This is a genomic window from Stutzerimonas sp. VN223-3 (assembly GCF_045999685.1).
GTDB classification, from domain to species: Bacteria; Pseudomonadota; Gammaproteobacteria; order Pseudomonadales; family Pseudomonadaceae; genus Stutzerimonas; species Stutzerimonas stutzeri_AR.
The window spans coordinates 1,080,361-1,100,942 of sequence record NZ_RBEC01000001.1; the positions used below are offsets into that span (position 1 = coordinate 1,080,361).

A 20,582-nucleotide genomic window follows, 5' to 3' on the forward strand; every position below is an offset into this window, starting at 1 on the left:
ATGAGCAAACGCGCGTTTAATTTCTGCGCCGGCCCCGCCGCGCTTCCCGAAGCCGTGCTGCAACGTGCCCAGGCCGAACTCCTCGACTGGCAAGGTCGTGGCCTGTCCGTCATGGAAATGAGCCATCGCAGCGACGAATACACGGCCATTGCGGAAAAGGCCGAACAGGATCTGCGCGATCTGCTGAATATTCCCTCCAACTACAAGGTGCTGTTCCTGCAGGGTGGCGCCAGCCAGCAGTTTGCTGAAATTCCGCTGAATCTACTGCCCGAAAATGGCGTTGCCGATTACATCGATACTGGCATCTGGTCGCGCAAGGGCATCGAAGAGGCCAAGCGTTTTGGTCAGATCAACGTGGCCGCCAGTGCCAAGCCCTATGATTATTTCGCTATTCCTGGGCAGAACGAATGGGCACTCAGCGCCAACGCGGCCTACCTACATTACGCCAGTAACGAAACCATTGGCGGGCTGCAATTCGACTGGGTGCCGGAGCTTGGCGACACGCCACTCGTAGTCGATATGTCGTCCGACATCCTCTCGCGTCGGCTGGACGTGTCCCGCTTCGGTCTGATCTACGCCGGCGCGCAGAAGAACATCGGTCCATCGGGTCTGGTAGTGGTGATTGTTCGCGAGGACTTGTTAGGTCACGCACGTTCCAACTGCCCGACCATGCTCAACTACAAAATCGCCGCCGACAATGGCTCTATGTACAACACGCCAGCGACTTTTTCCTGGTATCTCTCCGGCCTGGTATTCGAGTGGCTGAAGGAACAGGGCGGGGTAGAGGCAATGGAGCAGCGCAACCGTGTCAAGAAAGACCTGCTCTACAGCGTAATTGATTCCAGCGATTTCTATTCCAATCCGATCGCGAGCAATGCCCGATCATGGATGAACGTACCGTTCAGGCTCGCTGATGAACAGCTGGATAAGGTGTTCTTAGCCGGTGCCGATGCGCGCGGCCTGCTCAACCTCAAAGGTCACCGTTCGGTAGGTGGCATGCGCGCCTCTATCTATAACGCAGTAGGTCTGGATGCGGTCGAAGCGCTGGTCGCCTACATGCGTGAATTCGAGAAGGAGCACGGCTGATGAGCGATGTCGATCGGCTGAAGGCGCTGCGTGTACGCATCGACACTCTCGACGAGAAGATTCTCGAGCTGATCAGCGAGCGTGCTCGTTGTGCGCAGGACGTTGCCAATGTCAAAACAGCATCGTTGGCTGAAGGCGAAGAGGCGATTTTCTATCGCCCGGAGCGTGAAGCCTGGGTGCTCAAGCACATCATGGAGCTGAACAAGGGACCATTGGGTAACGAAGAGATGGCGCGCTTGTTCCGCGAAATCATGTCTTCCTGCCTGGCGCTGGAGCAGCCGCTACGCGTCGCTTACCTGGGGCCTGAGGGCACCTTTTCCCAAGCTGCAGCGCTCAAGCACTTTGGTCAGGCGGTGATCAGCAAGCCGATGGCGGCGATCGATGAAGTATTCCGTGAGGTGGTCGCCGGAGCGGTCAATTTCGGCGTGGTGCCGGTAGAAAACTCTACCGAAGGCGCCGTCAATCACACCCTCGACAGCTTTCTCGAGCATGACATCGTCATCTGTGGCGAAGTCGAGTTACGGATTCATCACCATTTGTTGGTTGGTGAAACGACCAAGACCGATCGCATCACCCGAATTTACTCTCACGCGCAATCGCTGGCGCAGTGTCGCAAGTGGTTGGATGCCCATTATCCGAACGTCGAACGTGTCGCTGTTTCCAGCAATGCCGACGCCGCCAAGCGCGTAAAGAGCGAATGGAATTCCGCTGCGATCGCTGGCGATATGGCGGCGCAGCTGTACGGTCTGACCAAGATTGCCGAGAAGATCGAAGATCGTCCGGATAATTCCACGCGCTTTCTCATCATCGGTAGCCAGGAAGTACCGCCTACCGGTGACGATAAGACCTCGATCATTGTTTCCATGCGCAACAAACCGGGTGCGCTGCACGAGCTACTGATGCCGTTTCACTCCAATGGCATTGACCTCACGCGTATCGAAACCCGTCCGTCGCGCAGCGGTAAATGGACGTATGTATTCTTCATTGATTGCATTGGCCATCACCAGGATCCGCTGATCAAGGACGTACTGGAGAAGATCGGTCGCGAAGCGGTGGCGTTGAAGGTGTTGGGGTCCTATCCGAAGGCGGTACTCTAAAAAAAGCAGCTGGAAGTCGGAAGCTGGAAGCTGGAAGCCGAGAGCAATGCTGGATTGCTTCGAGCTTCGGGTTTCAAGCTTCGAGCTTCCAGCTCCAGCGGAGCTGAATATGAGTTGTGATTTCCTCGCTCTGGCGCAGCCAGGCGTGCAGAAGCTGTCGCCTTACGTGCCAGGCAAGCCGGTCGATGAGTTGGCTCGCGAGCTGAACCTGAATCCGCTCACCATCGTCAAACTGGCCAGCAATGAAAACCCGCTGGGTCCTAGTCCGAAGGTCATCGAGGCGATCAAAGCGCAGCTCGACGAGTTGACCCGCTATCCCGATGGCAACGGTTTCGTGCTCAAGCAGAAACTGGCCGAGCGATATGGCGTCGGCATCGAGCAGGTGACGCTCGGCAACGGTTCCAACGATATCCTCGAACTTGTCGCGCGCGCCTATCTCGCGCCCGGGCTCAACGCGGTCTTCAGTGAGCATGCGTTCGCGGTTTACCCTATCGCGACTCAGGCTGTGGGCGCGCAAGCGAAGGCTGTTCCAGCCCGGCAGTGGGGGCATGATCTTGATGCCATGCTTGCGGCTATCGATGAGAACACTCGTGTAGTGTTCATCGCCAATCCCAACAATCCCACCGGCACCTGGTTTGACGCCGATGCGCTGGGTAGTTTTCTTTCCAGCGTGCCCGAACATGTCTTGATCGTGTTGGACGAGGCTTATATCGAGTACGCCGAAGGCGGCGAGCTGCCGGATGGCCTGGCGTTCCTGGTCGCACATTCCAATCTGCTGGTTTCGCGAACCTTCTCCAAAGCCTATGGGCTGGCTGCTCTGCGCGTGGGTTATGCGATCTGTTCTGCGCGGATTGCCGATGTGCTGAATCGGGTGCGCCAACCGTTCAATGTCAATAGCCTAGCGCTCGCAGCGGCTTGCGCGGCGCTCGATGATACTTGCTATCTGACTGAGAGCAGGGCTTGCAATACCGCCGGTATGCTCCAGCTCGAAGCGGGTTTCAGGCAGCTGGGGCTGGACTGGATTCCCTCGAAGGGCAACTTCATTGCGGTCGATTTTGGTCGTGACGCGGCGCCAATAAATCAAGCACTGCTGCGCGATGGGGTTATCGTGCGGCCGGTCGCAGGCTATGGAATGCCGACGTTTCTGAGAGTTTCTATCGGCACTGAAGCGGAAAATGCCCGTTTTCTGGATGTTCTTCGCAAGGCGCTCGGACGTTGAGTCGAGACGTTGAGCTGCGCTCCGGCGTGCCGCTGGTACACCGTCTGGTCGTTGTCGGCCTCGGACTCATTGGTGGCTCATTCGCCAAGGGTCTGCGTGAGCGCGGGCTCTGTGGCGAAGTGGTCGGTTTCGATCTTGATCCACGTTCCCGTGAGCTTGCTGTCGAGCTCGGTGTGGTGGATCGCTGCGCGAATAATCTAGCGGAGGCCTGCGAGGGGGCGGATGTCATTCAGCTGGCCGTGCCGATCCTAGCGATGGAGCGGTTGCTGGCGGAGCTCGCCATGCTCGATCTCGGCGATGCAGTGCTTACTGATGTCGGCAGCGCTAAAGGCAACGTGGTGCGCTGTGCTGGTGAAGTGTTCGGTCGGATGCCGCAGCGTTTCGTGCCGGGCCACCCGATAGCCGGCTCGGAACAGAGTGGTGTTACTGCTGCCAAAAGCACGCTTTTTCGACGGCACAAGGTCATCCTGACGCCGTCGCAAGACACCGATCCTGCTGCGTTATCGCTTGTCGACAGTTTGTGGCGCGCTCTGGAGGCTGATGTCGAGCACATGGAGGTTCGGCATCATGACGAAGTCTTGGCGGCTACCAGTCACCTACCGCACCTGTTGGCGTTCGGCTTGGTGGACTCGCTGGCCAAGCGGAACGAGAATCTCGAAATATTCCGTTATGCGGCAGGTGGGTTTCGTGATTTCACCCGTATAGCGGGTAGTGATCCAGTGATGTGGCATGACATATTTCTCGCCAATCGCGAGGCGGTGCTGCATACCTTGGACGATTTCCGTGCTGACCTCGACGCACTGCGCGCCGCGGTCGAGGAAGGAGACGGGCATACGCTGTTGGGCGTGTTCACGCGCGCCAAGGCTGCCCGAGAACATTTCAGCAAAATACTGGCTCGCAGAGCCTATGTGGACGTTATGCATTCCAATGATCTGATCTTCCTAGCCAATCCTGGTGGCAGCCTGAACGGCCAGCTTCGTGTGCCCGGCGACAAGTCCATTTCCCATCGTTCCATCATGCTCGGCTCGCTGGCCGAGGGGACGACAGAGGTGGAGGGCTTCCTCGAAGGCGAGGACGCGCTCGCCACCATCCAGGCATTCCGCGACATGGGCGTAGTCATCGAAGGTCCGAGCCAGGGCCGCGTAACCGTTCATGGTGTTGGTCTGCATGGCCTGAAGCCGCCGCCAGGCCCGATCTATCTCGGCAACTCTGGTACCTCGATGCGCCTGCTGTCCGGCCTGCTGGCGGCGCAGCCGTTCGACTCCACCCTGACCGGTGATGCCTCTTTGACCAAGCGCCCGATGAACCGTGTCGCCAAGCCTTTGCGCGAAATGGGGGCCGTGATCGAGACGGCGGACGAAGGTCGTCCGCCCTTGACCATTCGCGGTGGCCAGAAACTTTCAGGTATGCACTATGAAATGCCGATGGCCAGCGCACAGGTGAAGTCTTGCCTGCTCTTGGCTGGCCTTTACGCGGCGGAAAAGACCTCCGTTACCGAGCCGGCGCCAACGCGCGATCACACCGAGCGGATGCTGCAAGGCTTCGGCTATCCGGTACAGGTCGAGGGCAGCACGGCTGCCGTCGAGTCTGGCCATAAGTTGCGTGCTACCCATATCGAAGTGCCGGCGGATATTTCGTCCTCGGCTTTCTTTATGGTCGCGGCGAGCATCGCGCCGGGATCAGATATCACCCTTGAGCACGTTGGCGTCAACCCGACGCGTACCGGCGTTATCGATATCCTCAGGCTCATGGGAGCCAATATAGAGCTGACCAATCAGCGGGAGGTGGGTGGCGAGCCGGTTGCGGATATCCGAGTGCGCGCCGCTCGGCTCAAGGGGGTCGATATTCCGGAAGATCTCGTCCCGCTGGCCATCGATGAATTCCCGGTGCTATTCGTTGCCGCGGCCTGCGCTGAAGGTCGGACCACTTTGCGTGGCGCGGAGGAATTAAGGGTCAAGGAGTCCGACCGTATCCAAGTCATGGCCGATGGTCTGCAAACGCTGGGTGTGAAGGCTACACCGACTCCGGATGGGATTATCATCGAGGGTGGCGGCACCATCGGCGGCGGCGAGGTTTGGGCGCACGGCGATCACCGCATCGCGATGTCCTTCAGCGTTGCGGCGCTTCGATCCAGTGCGCCGATACGCATCCACGATTGCGCCAACGTGGCCACTTCGTTTCCGAATTTCCTCGCGCTGGCCGAAAAGGTCGGAATGCGGATAGGCGTGGAGAGTAGTTCATGATCAGGCAGGTCCCGGTTATTACCATCGACGGCCCGAGCGGGTCCGGCAAGGGCACGGTTGCGGCACTGTTGGCGGCTAAGCTGGGATGGAATTTTCTCGATTCCGGTGCGCTTTACCGCTTGCTTGCTTTCGCCGCGCGCAACCATGGAGTCGACCTGACCAACGAGGAGGCGCTCCAACTACTGGCGGCTCATCTGGATGTGCAATTCGGTGCAGCCAAAGACGGCCATGGCATGGAGATCATCCTTGAGGGAGAGGAGGTCACCAATGCCATTCGTAACGAGCAGGTCGGTGCCGGCGCCTCTCAAGTTGCCGCGTTGTCGGTTGTGCGCGATGCGCTGCTGCAGCGTCAGAAGGCGTTTCGTGAACCGCCAGGCCTCGTGGCCGATGGCCGGGACATGGGAACAGTGGTATTCCCCGACGCATCGTTAAAGATATTTCTCACCGCCAGTGCCGAGGAAAGGGCACACCGCCGCTTCCTGCAGTTGAAGGCCAAAGGTGATGATGTTAATCTCGCGAGTCTTCTCGATGAGATACGGGCGCGTGATGAGCGCGATACCCGGCGTGAAGTGGCTCCGCTGAAGCCAGCAGACGATGCGGTACAGCTGGATTCTACGGATCTCTCTATCGAGCAGGTGCTAGGACAGATTCTGAGCGAAGTCGCCAAGCGCGATTTTGCCTGAAGAGCGACCGCCGAGAGGTGGCCCGACGGTCTCTCGATATCGAGGGCTGTTAACAAGGAGGCATGTGGGAGACCAGATCTAGTCCCGCAGGCCTTTTTTATATGAATGAACCCACTTCTATCTGGGATGTGGAGATTGGGCGGATTCTCGCCCGAAAACAGCAGGAATAAACATGAGCGAAAGCTTTGCAGAACTTTTTGAAGAAAGCCTAAAAACCCTCGACATGCAGCCGGGTGCAATCATCACCGGCATCGTGGTCGACATCGATGGTGACTGGGTCACTGTCCATGCCGGTCTGAAGTCCGAGGGCGTCATCCCGGTCGAGCAGTTCTACAACGAGCAGGGCGAGCTGACCATCAGCGTGGGTGACGAAGTTCACGTTGCGCTGGACGCGGTTGAAGATGGCTTCGGTGAAACCAAGCTGTCCCGCGAAAAAGCCAAGCGTGCCGAGTGCTGGATTGTTCTGGAAGCGGCTTTCGCAGCTGAGGAAGTGGTCAAGGGCGTTATCAACGGTAAGGTTAAGGGCGGCTTCACTGTCGACGTTAACGGCATCCGTGCGTTCCTGCCAGGTTCCCTGGTTGATGTCCGTCCAGTGCGTGATACCACTCACCTGGAAGGCAAAGAACTCGAGTTCAAGGTCATCAAGCTGGACCAGAAGCGCAACAACGTTGTCGTTTCCCGTCGTAGCGTCCTGGAAGCCGAGAACAGCGCTGAGCGTGAAGCTCTGCTGGAATCGCTGCAGGAAGGCCAGCAGGTCAAGGGTATCGTCAAGAACCTCACCGACTACGGCGCGTTCGTGGATCTGGGTGGCGTCGACGGCCTGCTGCACATCACCGACATGGCCTGGAAGCGCATCAAGCATCCGTCGGAAATCGTCAACGTTGGCGACGAGATCGACGTCAAGGTGCTGAAGTTCGACCGCGAGCGCAACCGCGTCTCCCTGGGTCTGAAGCAGCTGGGCGAAGACCCATGGGTTGCCATCAAGGCTCGTTACCCGGAAAACACCCGTGTGGTGGCCAAGGTCACCAACCTCACCGATTACGGCTGCTTCGCTGAGCTGGAAGAGGGTGTGGAAGGCCTGGTACACGTTTCCGAAATGGACTGGACCAACAAGAACATCCACCCGTCGAAGGTCGTACAGGTCGGCGACGAAGTGGAAGTCATGGTTCTGGACATCGACGAAGAGCGCCGTCGTATCTCCCTGGGTATCAAGCAGTGCAAGTCGAACCCATGGGAAGACTTCTCTGGCCAGTTCAACAAGGGCGACCGCATCTCCGGCACCATCAAGTCGATCACCGATTTCGGTATCTTCATCGGTCTGGATGGCGGCATCGATGGTCTCGTTCACTTGTCCGATATCTCCTGGAACGAAGTCGGTGAAGAAGCCGTGCGTCGCTTCAAGAAGGGCGACGAGCTGGACACCGTTATCCTGTCGGTCGATCCGGAGCGTGAGCGCATCTCCCTGGGCATCAAGCAGCTGGAAGACGATCCGTTCTCCAACTACGCCGCCGTCAACGACAAGGGCAGCATCGTTCGTGGCACCGTGAAAGAAGTTGACGCCAAAGGCGCCATCATCGACCTGGGCAACGACATCGAAGCGACCCTGAAAGCTTCCGAAATCAGCCGTGACCGCGTAGAAGACGCGCGCAACGTGCTGAAGGAAGGCGAGGAAGTCGAAGCCAAGATCATCAGCATCGACCGCAAGAGCCGCGTTATCAGCTTGTCCATCAAGTCGAAAGACGTTGAGGACGAGAAGGACGCGATGAAGGAACTGCGTACCAAGCAGGACGTAGAGCCGGCTGCCGGTCCGACCACCATCGGTGATCTGATCCGCGCTCAAATGGAAAACCAGAACTAAGTTCTGCAATCCATTGAAAAGGGCGACTTCGGTCGCCCTTTTTTGTACCTGTATTCTTGCAGTTGTTTCATGCACATAGTCGATGAGTTGCTGAACCCTCGTCTAGCTGTGACTCGTGCCGGTAGCTAGTGCCTGGTTCACTGAGAGCCAGCCGGAAACCGCGTCCTCTCCCGCCTCGTTGAACGCTCGTTCGAGCAGGCGCACCTGTTCCCGGCGTAGAGCTTGCTCCAGCTTCGCTCCGTCGCTGGTGAAACGCAGCATACGTTTGCGCTTATCGTCATCGGCGGTTCGACTTTCTACCAGATGCATCTCAATCAGCTGTCGCAGCGGAGTATTCAGCGCCTGTTTGGTGACGCCCAAGTAGCCAAGCAATTCTTTTACGCTCAGGTCAGGGTAGGTTGCGATAAAGAACAGGATTCGATGGTGTACGCGGGACAGTCCGCGCCGGGCAAGCATCTCGTCCGGTTTGGCGGTGAACGCTTGATAGCCCAGAAAAAAGCTTTCCATCATCTGACGCTGGACAATGCTTTTTTTTAGGTCAGGCATATTGACGTATTCCTGGATGAAGGCGTAATTTCAGTCAAGTAGTTTGACTTATTTTGTATGGCCTTGCATCTGGTGTCCCACATGGTTTTCTCCGAACGCGTCGACCGTCTCAAGAGCTCGCTTATTCGTGAAATTCTGGCCGCTGCGCAGCGGCCAGAGGTGATGTCGTTCGCCGGCGGATTGCCCGCAGAGTCGATGCTGCCTAAGGTCGAATGGGCTGAGATGCCTTCGTATATTGGCCAGTACGGCATGAGCGAGGGGGAGCCGGCATTGCGCGAGGCGATTGCCGCTGAAGCACGTCTGCTCGGAGTCCCCTGCGAGGCCAGTCAGGTGTTAATCGTTAGCGGTTCGCAGCAGACGCTCGATCTCGCATCCAAGCTGTTCATCGATCGTGGAACCGAGGTGCTACTCGAAGCCCCGACCTATCTGGCAGCGCTACAGGCGTTTCAGTTGTTTGGTGCCGAGTGCCTTGCTGTACCACAGGAAGCGGATGGACCTTCGCTGGTCGCGCTACGCCAGCGATTGGAACAGCACAAACCGGCTTTTGCTTACCTCATTCCGACCTTTCAGAATCCTTCTGCGGTTCGCTACAGCGAAGAAAAGCGCGACGCGGTTGCGGCGCTGCTCGATGAGTTCAAGGTAACTCTGATCGAAGACGAACCCTACCGTGAACTGGTTTTTGACGAAGGCAGCGCCAAGCCCATCGTCAGCCGCATGTGCCAGGCGAGCTGGATATACACCGGCACGGTTTCCAAGACGCTGCTACCTGGGCTGCGTGTTGGCTATCTGATCGCAACCCCGGACCTGTTCCCTTATCTGCTACGGCTGAAACAGTCAGCTGACCTACATACTAATCGCATCGGCCAGTGGCAGGCCCTGCAGTGGCTCGGCAGCGAGCAATATCGTTCGCACCTGAGTGAGCTGCGTAGTTTCTATCGCCTACGCCGCGACGCCATGCAGGTTGCGCTGGCGGAGCATTTCTCTGATCTCGCCGACTGGCAGGTGCCGCAAGGTGGGTTGTTCTTCTGGCTGCAATTGAAACAACCGTTCGATACCCGAACGCTGCTCGATTCCGCCCTGGCGCAGGATGTGGTGTTCATGCCTGGCGAGCCGTTCTTCATCGACCCTGAGCGAAATCCAGGATATTTGCGGCTCAATTTCAGTCATGTTGCGCCGGAGCGCCTCACCGAAGGCGTCCGCCGCTTGGCTTGTGTGATCCGTGAAGCGCTAGTAGTCGAGGCGGCTTGACCAATATAGCGGCTTGCGTTGCCCTGGGAGGGAGCAAATGGCGTACAAGATCTATGGCGATTATCGGTCAGGCAATTGCTACAAGGTGAAGCTGATGCTGCATCTGCTTGGTCGGGATTACGACTGGGTGTCGGTTGATATTCTTCGCGGTGAAAGTCGTGAGGAGGCGTTTTTGAAAAAAAATCCCAACGGCAAAATACCCGTGCTTGAACTGGAAGACGGCACCTGTTTATGGGAATCGAACGCGATACTCAATTTTCTGGCAGAGGGAACCGAGTTCCTGCCCACGGATGCGCGGCTACGTACCCAGGTTTTGCAATGGCAGTTCTTCGAGCAGTACAGCCATGAGCCGTTTATAGCGGTGGCGCGATTCATCAAGGTTTATCTAGGCTTGCCCGATGATCGCCTGGAAGAATATGCGGCCAAGCAGTTAGACGGTTATCACGCCTTGGAAGTGATGGAACAGCAGTTGCTACGTACCCCGTATCTGGTTGGCGAGCAGTACTCCATTGCCGACGTCGCACTGTACGCCTATACACACGTGGCCGAAGAGGGTGGTTTTCGGCTAGCCGGATACCCTGCAATCTGCGCGTGGCTGCAGCGAATTGCCAGCCACCCACGGTACGTTGGGATGTTCGATTAGGGGAACGCAAAAAAAGGCTGAGGGCTAGCGGCGGAGAGCTCTGCGGTCGCCTGAACCCAGCGGCAACAGTTGTTGGTGCAGCGGAAGAAATGAAAGCACTGGCGGCGTTACCTCGGCTGGCCTGATCAAGCCATATTCCTGACATAGTCTATTCCTAAGGTGATCCTCCAACGCCTTAGATCGCGCACATCGCGCGGTGCCGGCGCTAACCGGATGGAGACTTTGCCTCATGCGAATCCCGAAGCCGCTGGTCGTGGCGCTTGCCGCTGCGATCTCCGCCCCTGCGATGGCCGCCAGCAACATCTTAGTGGGCTGGGCGATGATGCCCGCCGACACCTTCTCCGACGGCCCGACTTCGGGTCAACTGATCAACGGGAATCCCTACGGGACGCATCGGCCACCTTACGAAGGCCGGCAACCGGTTCAGGGATTTTCCGCCGTGCTGCCGGGGGCCGACGAGAACAGCTTTATCGTCATGACCGATAACGGTTTCGGTGCGCAGGAGAACTCCGCTGATGCGCTGCTACGGCTTTATAGCGTGCGCCCGGATTTCCGCACCGCCAGCGGCGGCAGCGGTAAGGTCAGCGCCAGCGATTTCCTGAGCGCGGCGCCGTTGGCGCGCTTCATCCATCCGTCGCGGATCACCCTCAACGACATCAACCAGAAGCTTGAACTGCCGATCCAGGCGGATTTTCGCTTCTATTACGACGACGGCTCGAAACCGCGTGTCGATAGCGCCATCGGCTTTGGTCGATTGCTTACAGGGGCCGACCTGGATATCGAGTCGGTACGCCGGGATAAGAATTGTGCGATGTGGTTTGGCGATGAATTCGGCCCCTATCTGATCAAGACCGACACCTCGGGTACGGTCACCCGCAGCGCAATTTCACTGCCCGGTGTCTATGCGCCACAGCACGCCGATGTAATGGCGGGGCGGGCAACCGTCAATCTCGCCGGGTCAGGTGGTTTTGAAGGCATGGCGATTAATCCACGGGGTGATCGGCTCTATACGTTGCTGGAAAAAACCGTCAGCGGCGATCCGGCCGGCACGTTACGCATTAGCGAATTCGCTGTCGACCGGGAGCGCTACACCGGCAAGGTCTTTTTTTACACCTTGCAGGCTGTTGACCACGCCATCGGTGACATGACGGCCATTGATGACAGCCGCTTTCTGGTGATCGAACGCAATGGTGCAACAGCTACCCAAGGTACGCCGTTCAAGAAAATCTACCTGATCGATACGCGTGACGTCGGCAGCGGTGGGGCGGTGAGCAAGACCGAGTTGGTCGACCTGATGCAACTGGCTGACCCGGATGACCTCAACGGCGACGGCCAGCGCCTGTTCACCTTTCCCTACGTCACCATCGAAAGCGCATTGCTGCTGGATTCTCATACTTTGCTGGTGGCCAACGACAACAACTTCCCGGGCGGGGGTGGTCGCGAGTCGGCTGCCGATGCCACGGAGTTTCTGAAAATCCGCCTGGCTAGTCCCATCCCAGGCGTTAGCCCGCCGCACCTGCAGCAGGCGAGGGACGCGCGTCGTTGCGAGGTGTCGACGGCGCTGAACCCAAGCTGACCACCGGCCGAACCGCCGGGCAGCGTTTTATGTAGGAGCGAGGGGGACGGCTAGTTCTTGCTCGCGAGTGGAAGCATCAAAAGCTTCGCCAGCAAGCTGGCTCCTGCAAAAAACTGTGGTAATCGGTGCACCTGTAGGAGTGCCGCAGGGTGGGCCGGGCGGCGTTCCGCTTCAGCCCACCAAAGAAGACGCCGCGGGTAGGGAACCTCTGATCAGGCCTCGCCCACCTGCACCACCAGCTTGCCGAAGTTTTTGCCTTCAAGCAGCCCGATGAATGCCTCGGGGGCATTTTCCAGTCCCTGCACGATCTGCTCGCGATACTTGATCTTGCCATCGGCGTACCAGGCGCTCATATCGCGGGCGAACTCGTCGTAGCGGTGGCCGTAATCATTGAAAATGATGAAGCCCTGCATGCGCATGCGCTTCTTCAAAATCGTGTCGAGCAGCAGCGGCAGGCGATCCGGCCCATCCGGCAGACCGGTGCTGTTGTACTGGGCAACCACCCCGCAGACCGGCACTCGCGCACTGGTATTGAGCAGCGGCAGCACCGCATCGAACACCTTGCCGCCGACGTTCTCGAAATACACGTCGATGCCATCCGGACATTGAGCGGCCAATTGCTGAGGGAAATCGTCCGCGCGGTGATCGATACAGGCATCGAAACCGAGGGTTTCGACCGCATGACGGCATTTGTCGGGACCACCGGCGATGCCCACTACACGACAACCTTTGAGCTTACCGATCTGTCCGACTGTGGCGCCCACCGGCCCGGTGGCCGCCGCAACCACCAGGGTTTCCCCAGCTTTGGGCTGACCGATATCCAGCAGGCCCATATAAGCCGTGAATCCGGGCATGCCCAGCACGCCCAGCGCGTGAGACGGATTCTTCATATCGCGTCCGAGCTTGAGCAGACCATCACCATTTGACAGGGCGTAGTCCTGCCAGCCATTGCCACTGAGCACCCAGTCGCCTTCCTGATAGCCCGGATGGCGGGACTTGACGACCCGGCAGACCGTGCCGCCGACCATCACATCGTCGATCTCCAATGGCGGCGCGTAGGACGGCCCGGCGCTCATCCGACCGCGCATGTAGGGGTCCAGCGAGAGGTAGACGGTGCGCAGCAGCAACTGGCTGTCTTCGGGCGTCGGCACCGGGGCGGTTTCCAGGCGGAAGTTATCCGGCGTAGGCGCGCCGTGAGGGCGTGAGGCGAGGCGAATGCTGCGGTTTCGTTGCGACTGCTGTGTCATCACGGTCTCCCATGGGTCAGTCGGATAGATCAAAGTGGGAGCGTGCCGGGTACTTAGCGTTCCATAAGTATCGGCGCGCGTTTTATAGGCAAGCTGCTCAGAACATGGCCTATAGGCATATAGGTTCCGCGAGCTGTACCGACGCTGTCGCTACTCTATTTCTCTCGGTGTCGCGGATTTGTGTGGCGGGTCGTCGGTTATTGTTTCCTGTTCGGTGCGGTGCATGTTCCGGTTAGGTACCGAGTCGCTTTCGGGCATCCCTTTAACCACACGACCGTCCTCGGTCACGATCTGTCCTTGGTCATTGCGGTGGGTTTCGAGCTTTTCTTGTGGCGTCGGGTTGCCCATCGGGCTTGGGCGCGCGCCAGTGTCTTCCCGTGGCGTGCCTGCCGGCCATTGGGCAAAAGCAGGTTGGGCGGCAACCAGCAGCGTGGCTATCGCCAGTAACGATAGAAACGATCTGTTCATGACGTTCTCCTGTTTTTTTGACGTGCCGATGCGCCGATCAGCCGGCGTATTGGTATCCGGCTCTTTTAGAAAGGACAGTCCGCCACGTCCACGATTAGCGTCCCGTGACGCCTTCCGGTTCGCACACCAGCAGCGCAATGGGCCCACCGGCCGAGTATTTTCCTGGCACCCGCATGACGACCTGCTCGTTGGGATCTACCGAGAACGCCGGGGTAGCCGTCATGGCTGTTTCCTCGGGCAACGCATGAAATTGGCACGATGCGATCTCATTGCTGCGATTGGTTACTTTCACGGCTGGCACGCCGACCAGGTCGACCTTGCTGGACGACGCCTCTGGCACGCCGAGCGGCACCACTTCGATGTCCATTCCATTTAGTCGAGTAGATACCTGCACATCCTGCCCAAAAGCCGGGACCGCAAACGCCAGACTGACCAGCGCCAATAACGATGTTTTCATTCTGATTCTCCGTTGTGGCCTCAGAGCATGTGAACAGAGCTGACCGGCTGAGTTCGGGTTTCACCCATTTCAACTGAGCGCTGTTTCCTCGCCTTGCCTGACGAGGGGGCCGGGACAGCCGATATGAAGTAGCCTCCGTTTCGCCACATTTCGTTGCAAATTACTGAACCCCGTCCGTCTTCCTGGGTCGGAGCTGAGCGCTGTGGATAAAACCATGGCGGTGCCGCAGCGACGCCCCGACGCCAACGATGTGATCAATCGCTGGGCGACTGCTGGGCTTGGATGCCACCTGCCTTCTCGATCAGAGACCGAACGACCAATGGATCAGATATACGCAGTCGTACTGTCGTACAAACGCAAGGATTTGCTCAAACGCTGCCTCGATGGAATCAACGCGCAAAGCCGGCCATGCGACGGCGTCATCGTCGTCGACAACGCCAGCAATGACGGGACCGAGGAAATGCTGCTCGAATTGCAGCTGCCAAACCTCAAGGTGTATGTGCTGTCGCACAACACGGGCGCATCGGGTGGATTCAGTGCCGGGTTCCGTATTGCCTACCAGCTTGGCGCCGATTTCGTCTGGATGATGGATGACGACGTCATTCCCGAGCCAGACGCCTTGCAGAAGCTGACCGAGGCCGACGAGAAGCTTCGTGCCCAGGACAAGCCGCATTCTTTCCTGTTGTCGATGGCCTACACCGAAGACGGCCTGCTGACCAATGTTCCGCGCATCGACGAACGCACCAATGCCATTGCCTATGAGAACTGGCCGGCACTACTCGACCTAGGCGTGGTTCCGGTGCGCCCGGCGACATTCGTTTCGATACTGGTACCGCGCGCTTCGCTGCAGCGCTATGGCCTGCCGATCGCGTCGATGTTCATGTGGGGCGACGATACCGAATTCACCCTACGTATCAGTCAGGAGGCTCCAGGCTATCTCGTGGCGGCGAGCAAGGTGCTACACATGCGGCGAGTCAGCGGCGCCATCGACATTTTGAGCGAGACCGACCCGAAGCGGGTTGCGTTGCATCGGCACTTCATACGCAACGAATTATTCGTCGCACGCCGGTATTTCCGTAAGCGCCGCGTGCTGGGTGTGTTCTTTTCGCGCCTGGTATTGGTGGCTCGCATGCTTAAAAGCGGTGAGTTCGCCAAGGCTCGGATAGTGCTGAACGGTGTGATCGAAAGTTTCAGCTTTACGCCCAAGCCCGAGGCGGCCGATGCGCCAGTGGAGGCGCTCGGCGTGACTGTGCGGAAACTGAGCCCAAAGCCATTGAGCGGTGCGCAGATGAATGACATTTCACCGCCCGCCGTCGACACGCAAGCGCTTGCAGCAGACCCAACTGGCTTACTAACAGCAGGGGACCGCCAACCGCAGCCGCACTCATCCAAGCCGAACATGCGTGTCCTGGTGTGCGGTGCTGGCGGTCAGGTGGGCCACTGTCTGGTCAATCAGGCCGCGAGCTTTGGTCTGGATGCAATCGGGCTGATGCATCAGGAACTCGATATCACATCCCCGTCGCAGATCAGCGAGGCGATTGAGCGTTATCGACCGGCCCTAATTATCAATGCGGCGGCTTATACCAATCTTGATCACGCCGAGGCCGAGGTCGCACAGGCCGAAGCGGTGAATCGTGACGGTGCCGCAAACCTGGCCCAGGCTGCCAGTAATTTCGGGATTCCTCTGTTTCACCTGTCCAGCGAATACGTTTTTTCCGGCGACAGCAGCGAGCCTTATCGCGAAACCGATCCGGCTGTGCCAATTGGCGTCTACGGCACCACTCGGCGGGCCGGGGAGGTTGCCATCAGCGAAACCCTGGATCGATACCTGATTCTGCGAACCAGCTGGATCTACGGTGAGCGCGGCAATAATTTCGTCAAGACCATGCTCAACTTGGGCAGCAAGACGGATGAGGTTTCGGTAGTCAGCGATCAGGTTGGCTGCCCGACGCGCGCACGCAGTGTCGCTCGCGTGTTGATCGAGCTTGCGCTGCGCTATTGCCGTGATGGTGATCTCGAGTGGGGGCTTTACCACTACAGCGGTTCGTCGCCCTGCTCGTGGGCAGAGTTTGCTGTGGAAATTTTTCGTGAAGCCGAGCTTGCCGGGCTTATCGCTAAAGCACCTCGAGTCTTGCCGGTACTCAGCGCAAACCTGCCAAGGGCGGCGGCCCGACCAGCCTGGTCGGCGCTCGATTGCGGCCTGATAGAGACGACCTTCGGCATCAGACCCAAGCCGTGGCGGGAAGAGTTGCGCCATGTGATACGACAGATGAGCGACCTGCCAACTGCACCGTTCGGGCCTGCACCGAGCCGGGTGCCGTTCCGGACCTATCCGCAGCACGAGGGTGGCGAGCCATTCACTGCGCGTCTCTCGATAGCGCAAACGGCAAGCCAGCATTAGCCGTTTCCTCAAGCAAACTTTTTCCAGATGTTACGGTCCGAACTGCAGACCAAAAAATAAAGGGATTTTCGTGATGAACGGCACAGCTGTTAAAAGAGTGGGTGTTTCAGGCACAGGGATGATCTCGCACTGTTTCGTTCGCCTGATCATGCAGCATTACCAAGATCTGCAGATCAGCCGCGTCCTTACGCGCAGGAGCATTGACACGCTTGGCGATTTTCCGCTCCGGGATGTGCTGACCAATTCCATTGACGACCTCATCGTGCACTCGGACATCATCGTCGAGTGCACCGGTGATGTGTTCTTCGGGACGGAAGTGATCGAGCGGGCATTCGAAGCCGGCTTGCCTGTCGTCACCATCAATGCCGAGTTGCAAATCACCACCGGCTCCCACCTAGCCGGCAAGGGTCTGCTCACTGAAGCCGAAGGCGACCAGCCAGGGTCGTTGGCGGCATTGCGTGAAGATGCATTGCAAATGGGTTTCAAGCCTCTCGTTTACGGCAACATGAAAGGCTATCTGAACCATAACCCCAGCCACGAAGACATGGCGTACTGGTCCAAACGTCAGGGTATCAGCATCGATCAGACCACCTCGTTTACCGACGGCACGAAGGTGCAAATCGAACAGGCGGTGGTGGGTAACGGTTTTGGTGCGACCATCACCCGGCGAGGGCTGGAAGGGTTGGCGTCCACTGACCTTAACCGCAGCGGTAACATCCTCGGTCTGATCGCTGAAGGCATTGGTCAGCCTATCGTCGACTATGTGATCCCGAGCGGATATTCCGCTGGTGGGGTTTTCCTAGTCTGCCGCCACGATGAAGATCAGGCGCCGGCGATTGAGTACTTCAAGCTGGGCCCCGGTCCGTATTACGTATTGACGCGTCCGTTTCATCTCTGCTCGCTTGAAGTTGGCAAGACCGTGCGTCGAGTTCTGGCGGGCGGCGGCGTGCTATTGAATAACTCTGTCGAGCCGACACTGGGTGTTGCAGCGATAGCCAAGCGCGAGATAAAGGCGGGCGAGGTGATCAGCCGCGGTATCGGCGGATTCGACGTTCGTGGCGAAGCGGTGCGGCTTGTTGATGAGCTCGACTACGTGCCCATCGGCCTGCTTCGCAATACGGTGCTCAAAAGGCCCGTCGAACCAGGGCAGCTGATTACCTTCGACGACATAGAGATTCAACCCAGCCGGGTGCTGGACATCATCCTTCAGCAGCGCCAAAAGTTGATGGGAAAGACCGAAGCGCCCACTGTGATGAATGAAGTCGCTCAGCGGGTGCGCAGGTAATGATCGGAAATGAGGCCGAAATCTGGGCTGATGGTTATAGCTTCATCGAGTTTCAGCACACCGGGACAGGGCTCGTGCCATATCACTACGAATCCGCGCCGCCAAGCTTGGCGCAGCCTGCTGTGGTTGCCATGCCAGCAACGGAATGCGGGGCGGAAGATAACGGGAAGACGTTTACGCTTATGGCGTGAGCCGCTCTAGCTTCGACTTGATCCGGCTGAACAGCCTGCGGGCCGCGGCGGCGTTATAGAACTTGAGCTTCAGCAACGTTCAACCGCTGTACCTGCCTCACAGAACGCAGTCCAGACGTCTCCGGCAATCCGAACGACCGCACCACCAAAACTGGTGGCTTCGTCTTGAGCGTCTTGCTCGTTTTCAAATACCGCCAGTACGCTGCCGTACGAGTAAACAACCACCCATTGCCCAGCGTCTCTGGTATCGAGCCCTGTAGTATCCATTTGATATCTTCCTTGGAATGTTGCGAGATATGACGAAATCACGACATATGAATATCACTTCGTCAAAATATCGACAATCACCGTTCGGCGGGAGGCTCAAAAGAGGCTGGTATTGGCCGAATCTCCTTAGTTTTCGAAAATAAGGCCCTACTAGGAGCAGTACTCTGAGGGGCATTGGGAATCCAGGCTGGGTAATGAAACTCCGATTTGCGGTGTCATCAGCAACCGGCCCGGATGCCCATCGGTACCTGAGGCTCAGCTAATACTGTGACGTTCGCCCGGATGCGTCTCGTGGCCCATCGGCGTGGTATCGGGAAGCGTTACTTCGGGCTCGGCGAAATCGGGACTGTGAACTTCCGAGTCGAGGGGCATGTGGCTGTAACGCTGCTTATCTGCGACGTCCCTCCGCTGGCGCAAGTGCTCTTGCTCGGTCAGCATGCGTTTCGCCTCGCAACGCCCACTGATCCCGCGCGCCAATGCCATGCCGCCCATGGCCAGTTGCAAAAGCCCGCTCACTCCGCCACGGCGCAACCCCTTGCCCAGCAGCATCAGGCCCCCGGCGACCGACGCGGTGCGTTCCCAGCCGTGCACGTTCTGTGGTGCGGTCTTGTCGAACAGTCGAGTCATTCTGGTTTCCTCAGTTTCATCAGATATGTTTGGGGTCGGATGGAAGGGCGCGATCGGACACCGCGCCGTCTTCGCCTCAACCCAACGGGCTTTCGTCCTGATCCTCGCGTTCATCAACATCGGATGTATCTGCCGAGCCAGGTACATCGCTGTATTCGTCGTATTCGAGCGGCGTCTGGTCTTCGCTTGGCTGCGGTTCGCTACCGTTCATGGCTCACCTCGCTGTCTAGGGTTCGGCAACGGTGCTCGGCGATTCGTTCTGAACGACGGATGAACGGAATCAAAGGAACATGCGCTGAGCGCGAGCCTGGATTCGTAGACGAACGAGCGCTGTACTTTTTTGGTGAGCAGCAGACGGCATGCCAGTGGCGCGACCAAACCGCTTTTTCGGTAGGCTCTGCTCATTCATTCAGGATGACTCGACATGTGGCATATCGATCCAGTCTCGCTTCGGTTGTTTATCGCGGTGTGCGAAGAGGGCACCATCACCAAGGCCAGCGAGCGGGAGTTCATTGCGCCTTCGGCCGTCAGCAAGCGAATCGCCGACATCGAGGCGGATATCGGTACGCCGCTGCTCGTGCGTAGTAAGAAAGGTGTCGTGCCGACCCCCGCTGGCCAGGCTTTGCTGCGTCATGCGCGACAATTGATGCGCAGCATGGAACGCCTGCAGGGTGAGCTCAGCGAGTACGCCGAAGGGGCGCGAGGTCACGTGCGGATACTGGCCAACGTTTCATCCATCATCGAGTTCCTGCCCGAGGAGCTGTCCGATTTCATGTTTGCCAACGAGCATATCCAGGTGGACATCGAAGAACGCTTCAGTCCCGATGTGGTACGTGGTGTCGCTGAGGGCTATGCCGATCTGGGCGTCTGCCGTAAGTCCATGACCGAAGGCGACCTGGAATTCATTCCTTACCGCAGCGACCACCTGGCTGTCGTCGTCAACCGCGAGCATGCTTTGGCCAAGCGGACCAGCATCTCCTTCGTCGAGACGCTGGACTACGACCACCTGGGGCTGTCGGCGTACGCCACCCTGAACTCATTCATGCAGCGGGCAGCGTCAGAGGTCGGCCGTCAGGTGCATTTCCGTACCCACGTTTCGTCCTTCGATGCGGCCTATCGGCTGGTCCATGTGGGAATTGCCTTGGGCATCTTTCCCCAGGAAGCTGTGAGTCGTTACGCACAATTGTTCGACCTGAAGGTCATCCCACTAACCGATAGCTGGGCGCTCGGAGAATTCGTCATCTGCGTGCGCGATTCCGATGCGCTCTCGCTGTCGGCGCGGCGACTACTCAATCACCTGCTCGCGCGGGTGCCTAGCCAGAACACCGCGTCGGCCTAGGTTTCTATCCATCGTCAACGGCGATGGATCAGGCCGCGAATAACGTCTTTTCCCTGCCGCCGTAGCTTCTTAGTCTCTCCCTCAAGCGACACGCCTTAGCG

19 protein-coding genes are annotated in these 20,582 nt (G+C 58.3%); 12 read left to right on the top strand and 7 right to left on the bottom strand.

Annotated features, from left to right (window positions below; all coding sequences use genetic code 11):
- The 6 genes from serC (at position 1) to rpsA (ending at position 8,186) form a co-directional block, all read left to right on the top strand.
- Entirely contained in the window at positions 1–1,086 is a 1,086-nt protein-coding gene (gene serC / locus D7241_RS05000; RefSeq protein ID WP_255981734.1) for a 3-phosphoserine/phosphohydroxythreonine transaminase, read from the top strand.
- Positions 1,086–2,183, top strand: coding sequence for a prephenate dehydratase (gene pheA, locus D7241_RS05005; RefSeq protein ID WP_408100545.1), 1,098 nt, complete (start codon positions 1,086–1,088; stop codon positions 2,181–2,183). Before serC ends, pheA begins: the two co-directional genes overlap by 1 nt.
- Before the next feature lie 109 nt (positions 2,184–2,292).
- Positions 2,293–3,402, top strand: coding sequence for a histidinol-phosphate transaminase (hisC, locus tag D7241_RS05010; RefSeq protein ID WP_408100546.1), 1,110 nt, complete (start codon positions 2,293–2,295; stop codon positions 3,400–3,402).
- Positions 3,399–5,645 carry a bifunctional prephenate dehydrogenase/3-phosphoshikimate 1-carboxyvinyltransferase gene (locus D7241_RS05015; protein ID WP_408100547.1) on the top strand — a complete coding sequence of 749 codons (2,247 nt, stop codon included), beginning with the start codon at positions 3,399–3,401 and terminating at the stop codon, positions 5,643–5,645. Before hisC ends, D7241_RS05015 begins: the two co-directional genes overlap by 4 nt.
- The gene (gene cmk / locus D7241_RS05020; RefSeq protein ID WP_255981723.1) at positions 5,642–6,328 is read left to right on the top strand and encodes a (d)CMP kinase; all 687 of its coding nucleotides are present in this window, start codon (positions 5,642–5,644) and stop codon (positions 6,326–6,328) included. Before D7241_RS05015 ends, cmk begins: the two co-directional genes overlap by 4 nt.
- 172 nt (positions 6,329–6,500) lie before the next feature.
- Positions 6,501–8,186, top strand: coding sequence for a 30S ribosomal protein S1 (gene rpsA, locus D7241_RS05025; protein WP_255981721.1), 1,686 nt, complete (start codon positions 6,501–6,503; stop codon positions 8,184–8,186).
- A gap of 102 nt (positions 8,187–8,288) precedes the next feature.
- Here rpsA and D7241_RS05030 read toward each other — a convergent pair whose 3' ends face one another.
- Positions 8,289–8,732 (bottom strand): MarR family winged helix-turn-helix transcriptional regulator, encoded by a 444-nt coding sequence (locus tag D7241_RS05030; protein ID WP_408100548.1) that lies wholly within the window; start codon positions 8,730–8,732, stop codon positions 8,289–8,291.
- Between the two features lie 81 nt (positions 8,733–8,813).
- Here D7241_RS05030 and D7241_RS05035 point away from each other — a divergent pair, with 81 nt between their 5' ends.
- The 3 genes from D7241_RS05035 (at position 8,814) to D7241_RS05045 (ending at position 12,199) form a co-directional block, all read left to right on the top strand.
- Positions 8,814–9,980, top strand: coding sequence for a PLP-dependent aminotransferase family protein (locus D7241_RS05035; RefSeq protein ID WP_408100549.1), 1,167 nt, complete (start codon positions 8,814–8,816; stop codon positions 9,978–9,980).
- 37 nt (positions 9,981–10,017) lie between these two features.
- On the top strand, positions 10,018–10,623 hold the full coding sequence (locus D7241_RS05040; RefSeq protein WP_408100550.1) for a glutathione S-transferase family protein: 606 nt from the start codon (positions 10,018–10,020) through the stop codon (positions 10,621–10,623).
- 229 nt (positions 10,624–10,852) lie between these two features.
- Positions 10,853–12,199 (top strand): esterase-like activity of phytase family protein, encoded by a 1,347-nt coding sequence (locus tag D7241_RS05045; protein ID WP_408100551.1) that lies wholly within the window; start codon positions 10,853–10,855, stop codon positions 12,197–12,199.
- A gap of 212 nt (positions 12,200–12,411) precedes the next feature.
- Here D7241_RS05045 and D7241_RS05050 read toward each other — a convergent pair whose 3' ends face one another.
- The 3 genes from D7241_RS05050 to D7241_RS05060 all read right to left on the bottom strand — a co-directional run bounded on the left by D7241_RS05050 (position 12,412) and on the right by D7241_RS05060 (position 14,371).
- A complete protein-coding gene (locus D7241_RS05050) occupies positions 12,412–13,446 on the bottom strand; it encodes an NADP-dependent oxidoreductase (protein ID WP_408100552.1) in 1,035 nt (344 codons plus the stop codon).
- Between the two features lie 150 nt (positions 13,447–13,596).
- Positions 13,597–13,914, bottom strand: coding sequence for a hypothetical protein (locus D7241_RS05055; protein WP_408100553.1), 318 nt, complete (start codon positions 13,912–13,914; stop codon positions 13,597–13,599).
- Positions 13,915–14,008: 94 nt separating this feature from the next.
- Entirely contained in the window at positions 14,009–14,371 is a 363-nt protein-coding gene (locus tag D7241_RS05060) for a hypothetical protein (RefSeq protein ID WP_255981705.1), read from the bottom strand.
- A gap of 319 nt (positions 14,372–14,690) precedes the next feature.
- Here D7241_RS05060 and rfbD point away from each other — a divergent pair, with 319 nt between their 5' ends.
- Together rfbD and D7241_RS05070 are read left to right on the top strand one after the other, a co-directional pair.
- The gene (gene rfbD, locus D7241_RS05065; RefSeq protein WP_408100554.1) at positions 14,691–16,772 is read left to right on the top strand and encodes a dTDP-4-dehydrorhamnose reductase; all 2,082 of its coding nucleotides are present in this window, start codon (positions 14,691–14,693) and stop codon (positions 16,770–16,772) included.
- A 118-nt stretch (positions 16,773–16,890) separates the two neighbouring features.
- Positions 16,891–18,057 carry an SAF domain-containing protein gene (locus D7241_RS05070; RefSeq protein ID WP_408100555.1) on the top strand — a complete coding sequence of 389 codons (1,167 nt, stop codon included), beginning with the start codon at positions 16,891–16,893 and terminating at the stop codon, positions 18,055–18,057.
- Between the two features lie 260 nt (positions 18,058–18,317).
- Here D7241_RS05070 and D7241_RS05075 read toward each other — a convergent pair whose 3' ends face one another.
- The 3 genes from D7241_RS05075 to D7241_RS05085 all read right to left on the bottom strand — a co-directional run bounded on the left by D7241_RS05075 (position 18,318) and on the right by D7241_RS05085 (position 19,353).
- Positions 18,318–18,515 carry a hypothetical protein gene (locus tag D7241_RS05075; RefSeq protein WP_408100556.1) on the bottom strand — a complete coding sequence of 66 codons (198 nt, stop codon included), beginning with the start codon at positions 18,513–18,515 and terminating at the stop codon, positions 18,318–18,320.
- 255 nt (positions 18,516–18,770) lie between these two features.
- Positions 18,771–19,142, bottom strand: a complete 372-nt coding sequence (locus D7241_RS05080; protein WP_408100557.1) for a hypothetical protein — start codon at positions 19,140–19,142, stop codon at positions 18,771–18,773.
- Positions 19,143–19,218: 76 nt separating this feature from the next.
- Entirely contained in the window at positions 19,219–19,353 is a 135-nt protein-coding gene (locus D7241_RS05085) for a hypothetical protein (RefSeq protein WP_408100558.1), read from the bottom strand.
- 213 nt (positions 19,354–19,566) lie between these two features.
- Here D7241_RS05085 and D7241_RS05090 point away from each other — a divergent pair, with 213 nt between their 5' ends.
- The gene (locus tag D7241_RS05090; protein WP_408100559.1) at positions 19,567–20,481 is read left to right on the top strand and encodes a LysR substrate-binding domain-containing protein; all 915 of its coding nucleotides are present in this window, start codon (positions 19,567–19,569) and stop codon (positions 20,479–20,481) included.
- Positions 20,482–20,582: the final 101 nt, after the last annotated feature.

Excerpts from the sequence above, each read along its gene's own strand:
- D7241_RS05090 (WP_408100559.1), top strand. The coding sequence starts at position 19,567 with ATGTGGCATATCGATCCAGTCTCGCTTCGGTTGTTTATCGCGGTGTGC.
- D7241_RS05035 (WP_408100549.1), top strand. The coding sequence starts at position 8,814 with ATGGTTTTCTCCGAACGCGTCGACCGTCTCAAGAGCTCGCTTATTCGT.
- hisC (WP_408100546.1), top strand. The coding sequence starts at position 2,293 with ATGAGTTGTGATTTCCTCGCTCTGGCGCAGCCAGGCGTGCAGAAGCTG.
- D7241_RS05085 (WP_408100558.1), bottom strand. The coding sequence starts at position 19,353 with ATGAACGGTAGCGAACCGCAGCCAAGCGAAGACCAGACGCCGCTCGAA.
- rfbD (WP_408100554.1), top strand. The coding sequence starts at position 14,691 with ATGGATCAGATATACGCAGTCGTACTGTCGTACAAACGCAAGGATTTG.
- rpsA (WP_255981721.1), top strand. The coding sequence starts at position 6,501 with ATGAGCGAAAGCTTTGCAGAACTTTTTGAAGAAAGCCTAAAAACCCTC.
- pheA (WP_408100545.1), top strand. The coding sequence starts at position 1,086 with ATGAGCGATGTCGATCGGCTGAAGGCGCTGCGTGTACGCATCGACACT.
- D7241_RS05040 (WP_408100550.1), top strand. The coding sequence starts at position 10,018 with ATGGCGTACAAGATCTATGGCGATTATCGGTCAGGCAATTGCTACAAG.
- D7241_RS05045 (WP_408100551.1), top strand. The coding sequence starts at position 10,853 with ATGCGAATCCCGAAGCCGCTGGTCGTGGCGCTTGCCGCTGCGATCTCC.
- D7241_RS05060 (WP_255981705.1), bottom strand. The coding sequence starts at position 14,371 with ATGAAAACATCGTTATTGGCGCTGGTCAGTCTGGCGTTTGCGGTCCCG.
- serC (WP_255981734.1), top strand. The coding sequence starts at position 1 with ATGAGCAAACGCGCGTTTAATTTCTGCGCCGGCCCCGCCGCGCTTCCC.
- D7241_RS05080 (WP_408100557.1), bottom strand. The coding sequence starts at position 19,142 with ATGACTCGACTGTTCGACAAGACCGCACCACAGAACGTGCACGGCTGG.
- D7241_RS05030 (WP_408100548.1), bottom strand. The coding sequence starts at position 8,732 with ATGCCTGACCTAAAAAAAAGCATTGTCCAGCGTCAGATGATGGAAAGC.
- D7241_RS05055 (WP_408100553.1), bottom strand. The coding sequence starts at position 13,914 with ATGAACAGATCGTTTCTATCGTTACTGGCGATAGCCACGCTGCTGGTT.
- D7241_RS05075 (WP_408100556.1), bottom strand. The coding sequence starts at position 18,515 with ATGGATACTACAGGGCTCGATACCAGAGACGCTGGGCAATGGGTGGTT.
- D7241_RS05050 (WP_408100552.1), bottom strand. The coding sequence starts at position 13,446 with ATGACACAGCAGTCGCAACGAAACCGCAGCATTCGCCTCGCCTCACGC.
- D7241_RS05070 (WP_408100555.1), top strand. The coding sequence starts at position 16,891 with ATGATCTCGCACTGTTTCGTTCGCCTGATCATGCAGCATTACCAAGAT.
- cmk (WP_255981723.1), top strand. The coding sequence starts at position 5,642 with ATGATCAGGCAGGTCCCGGTTATTACCATCGACGGCCCGAGCGGGTCC.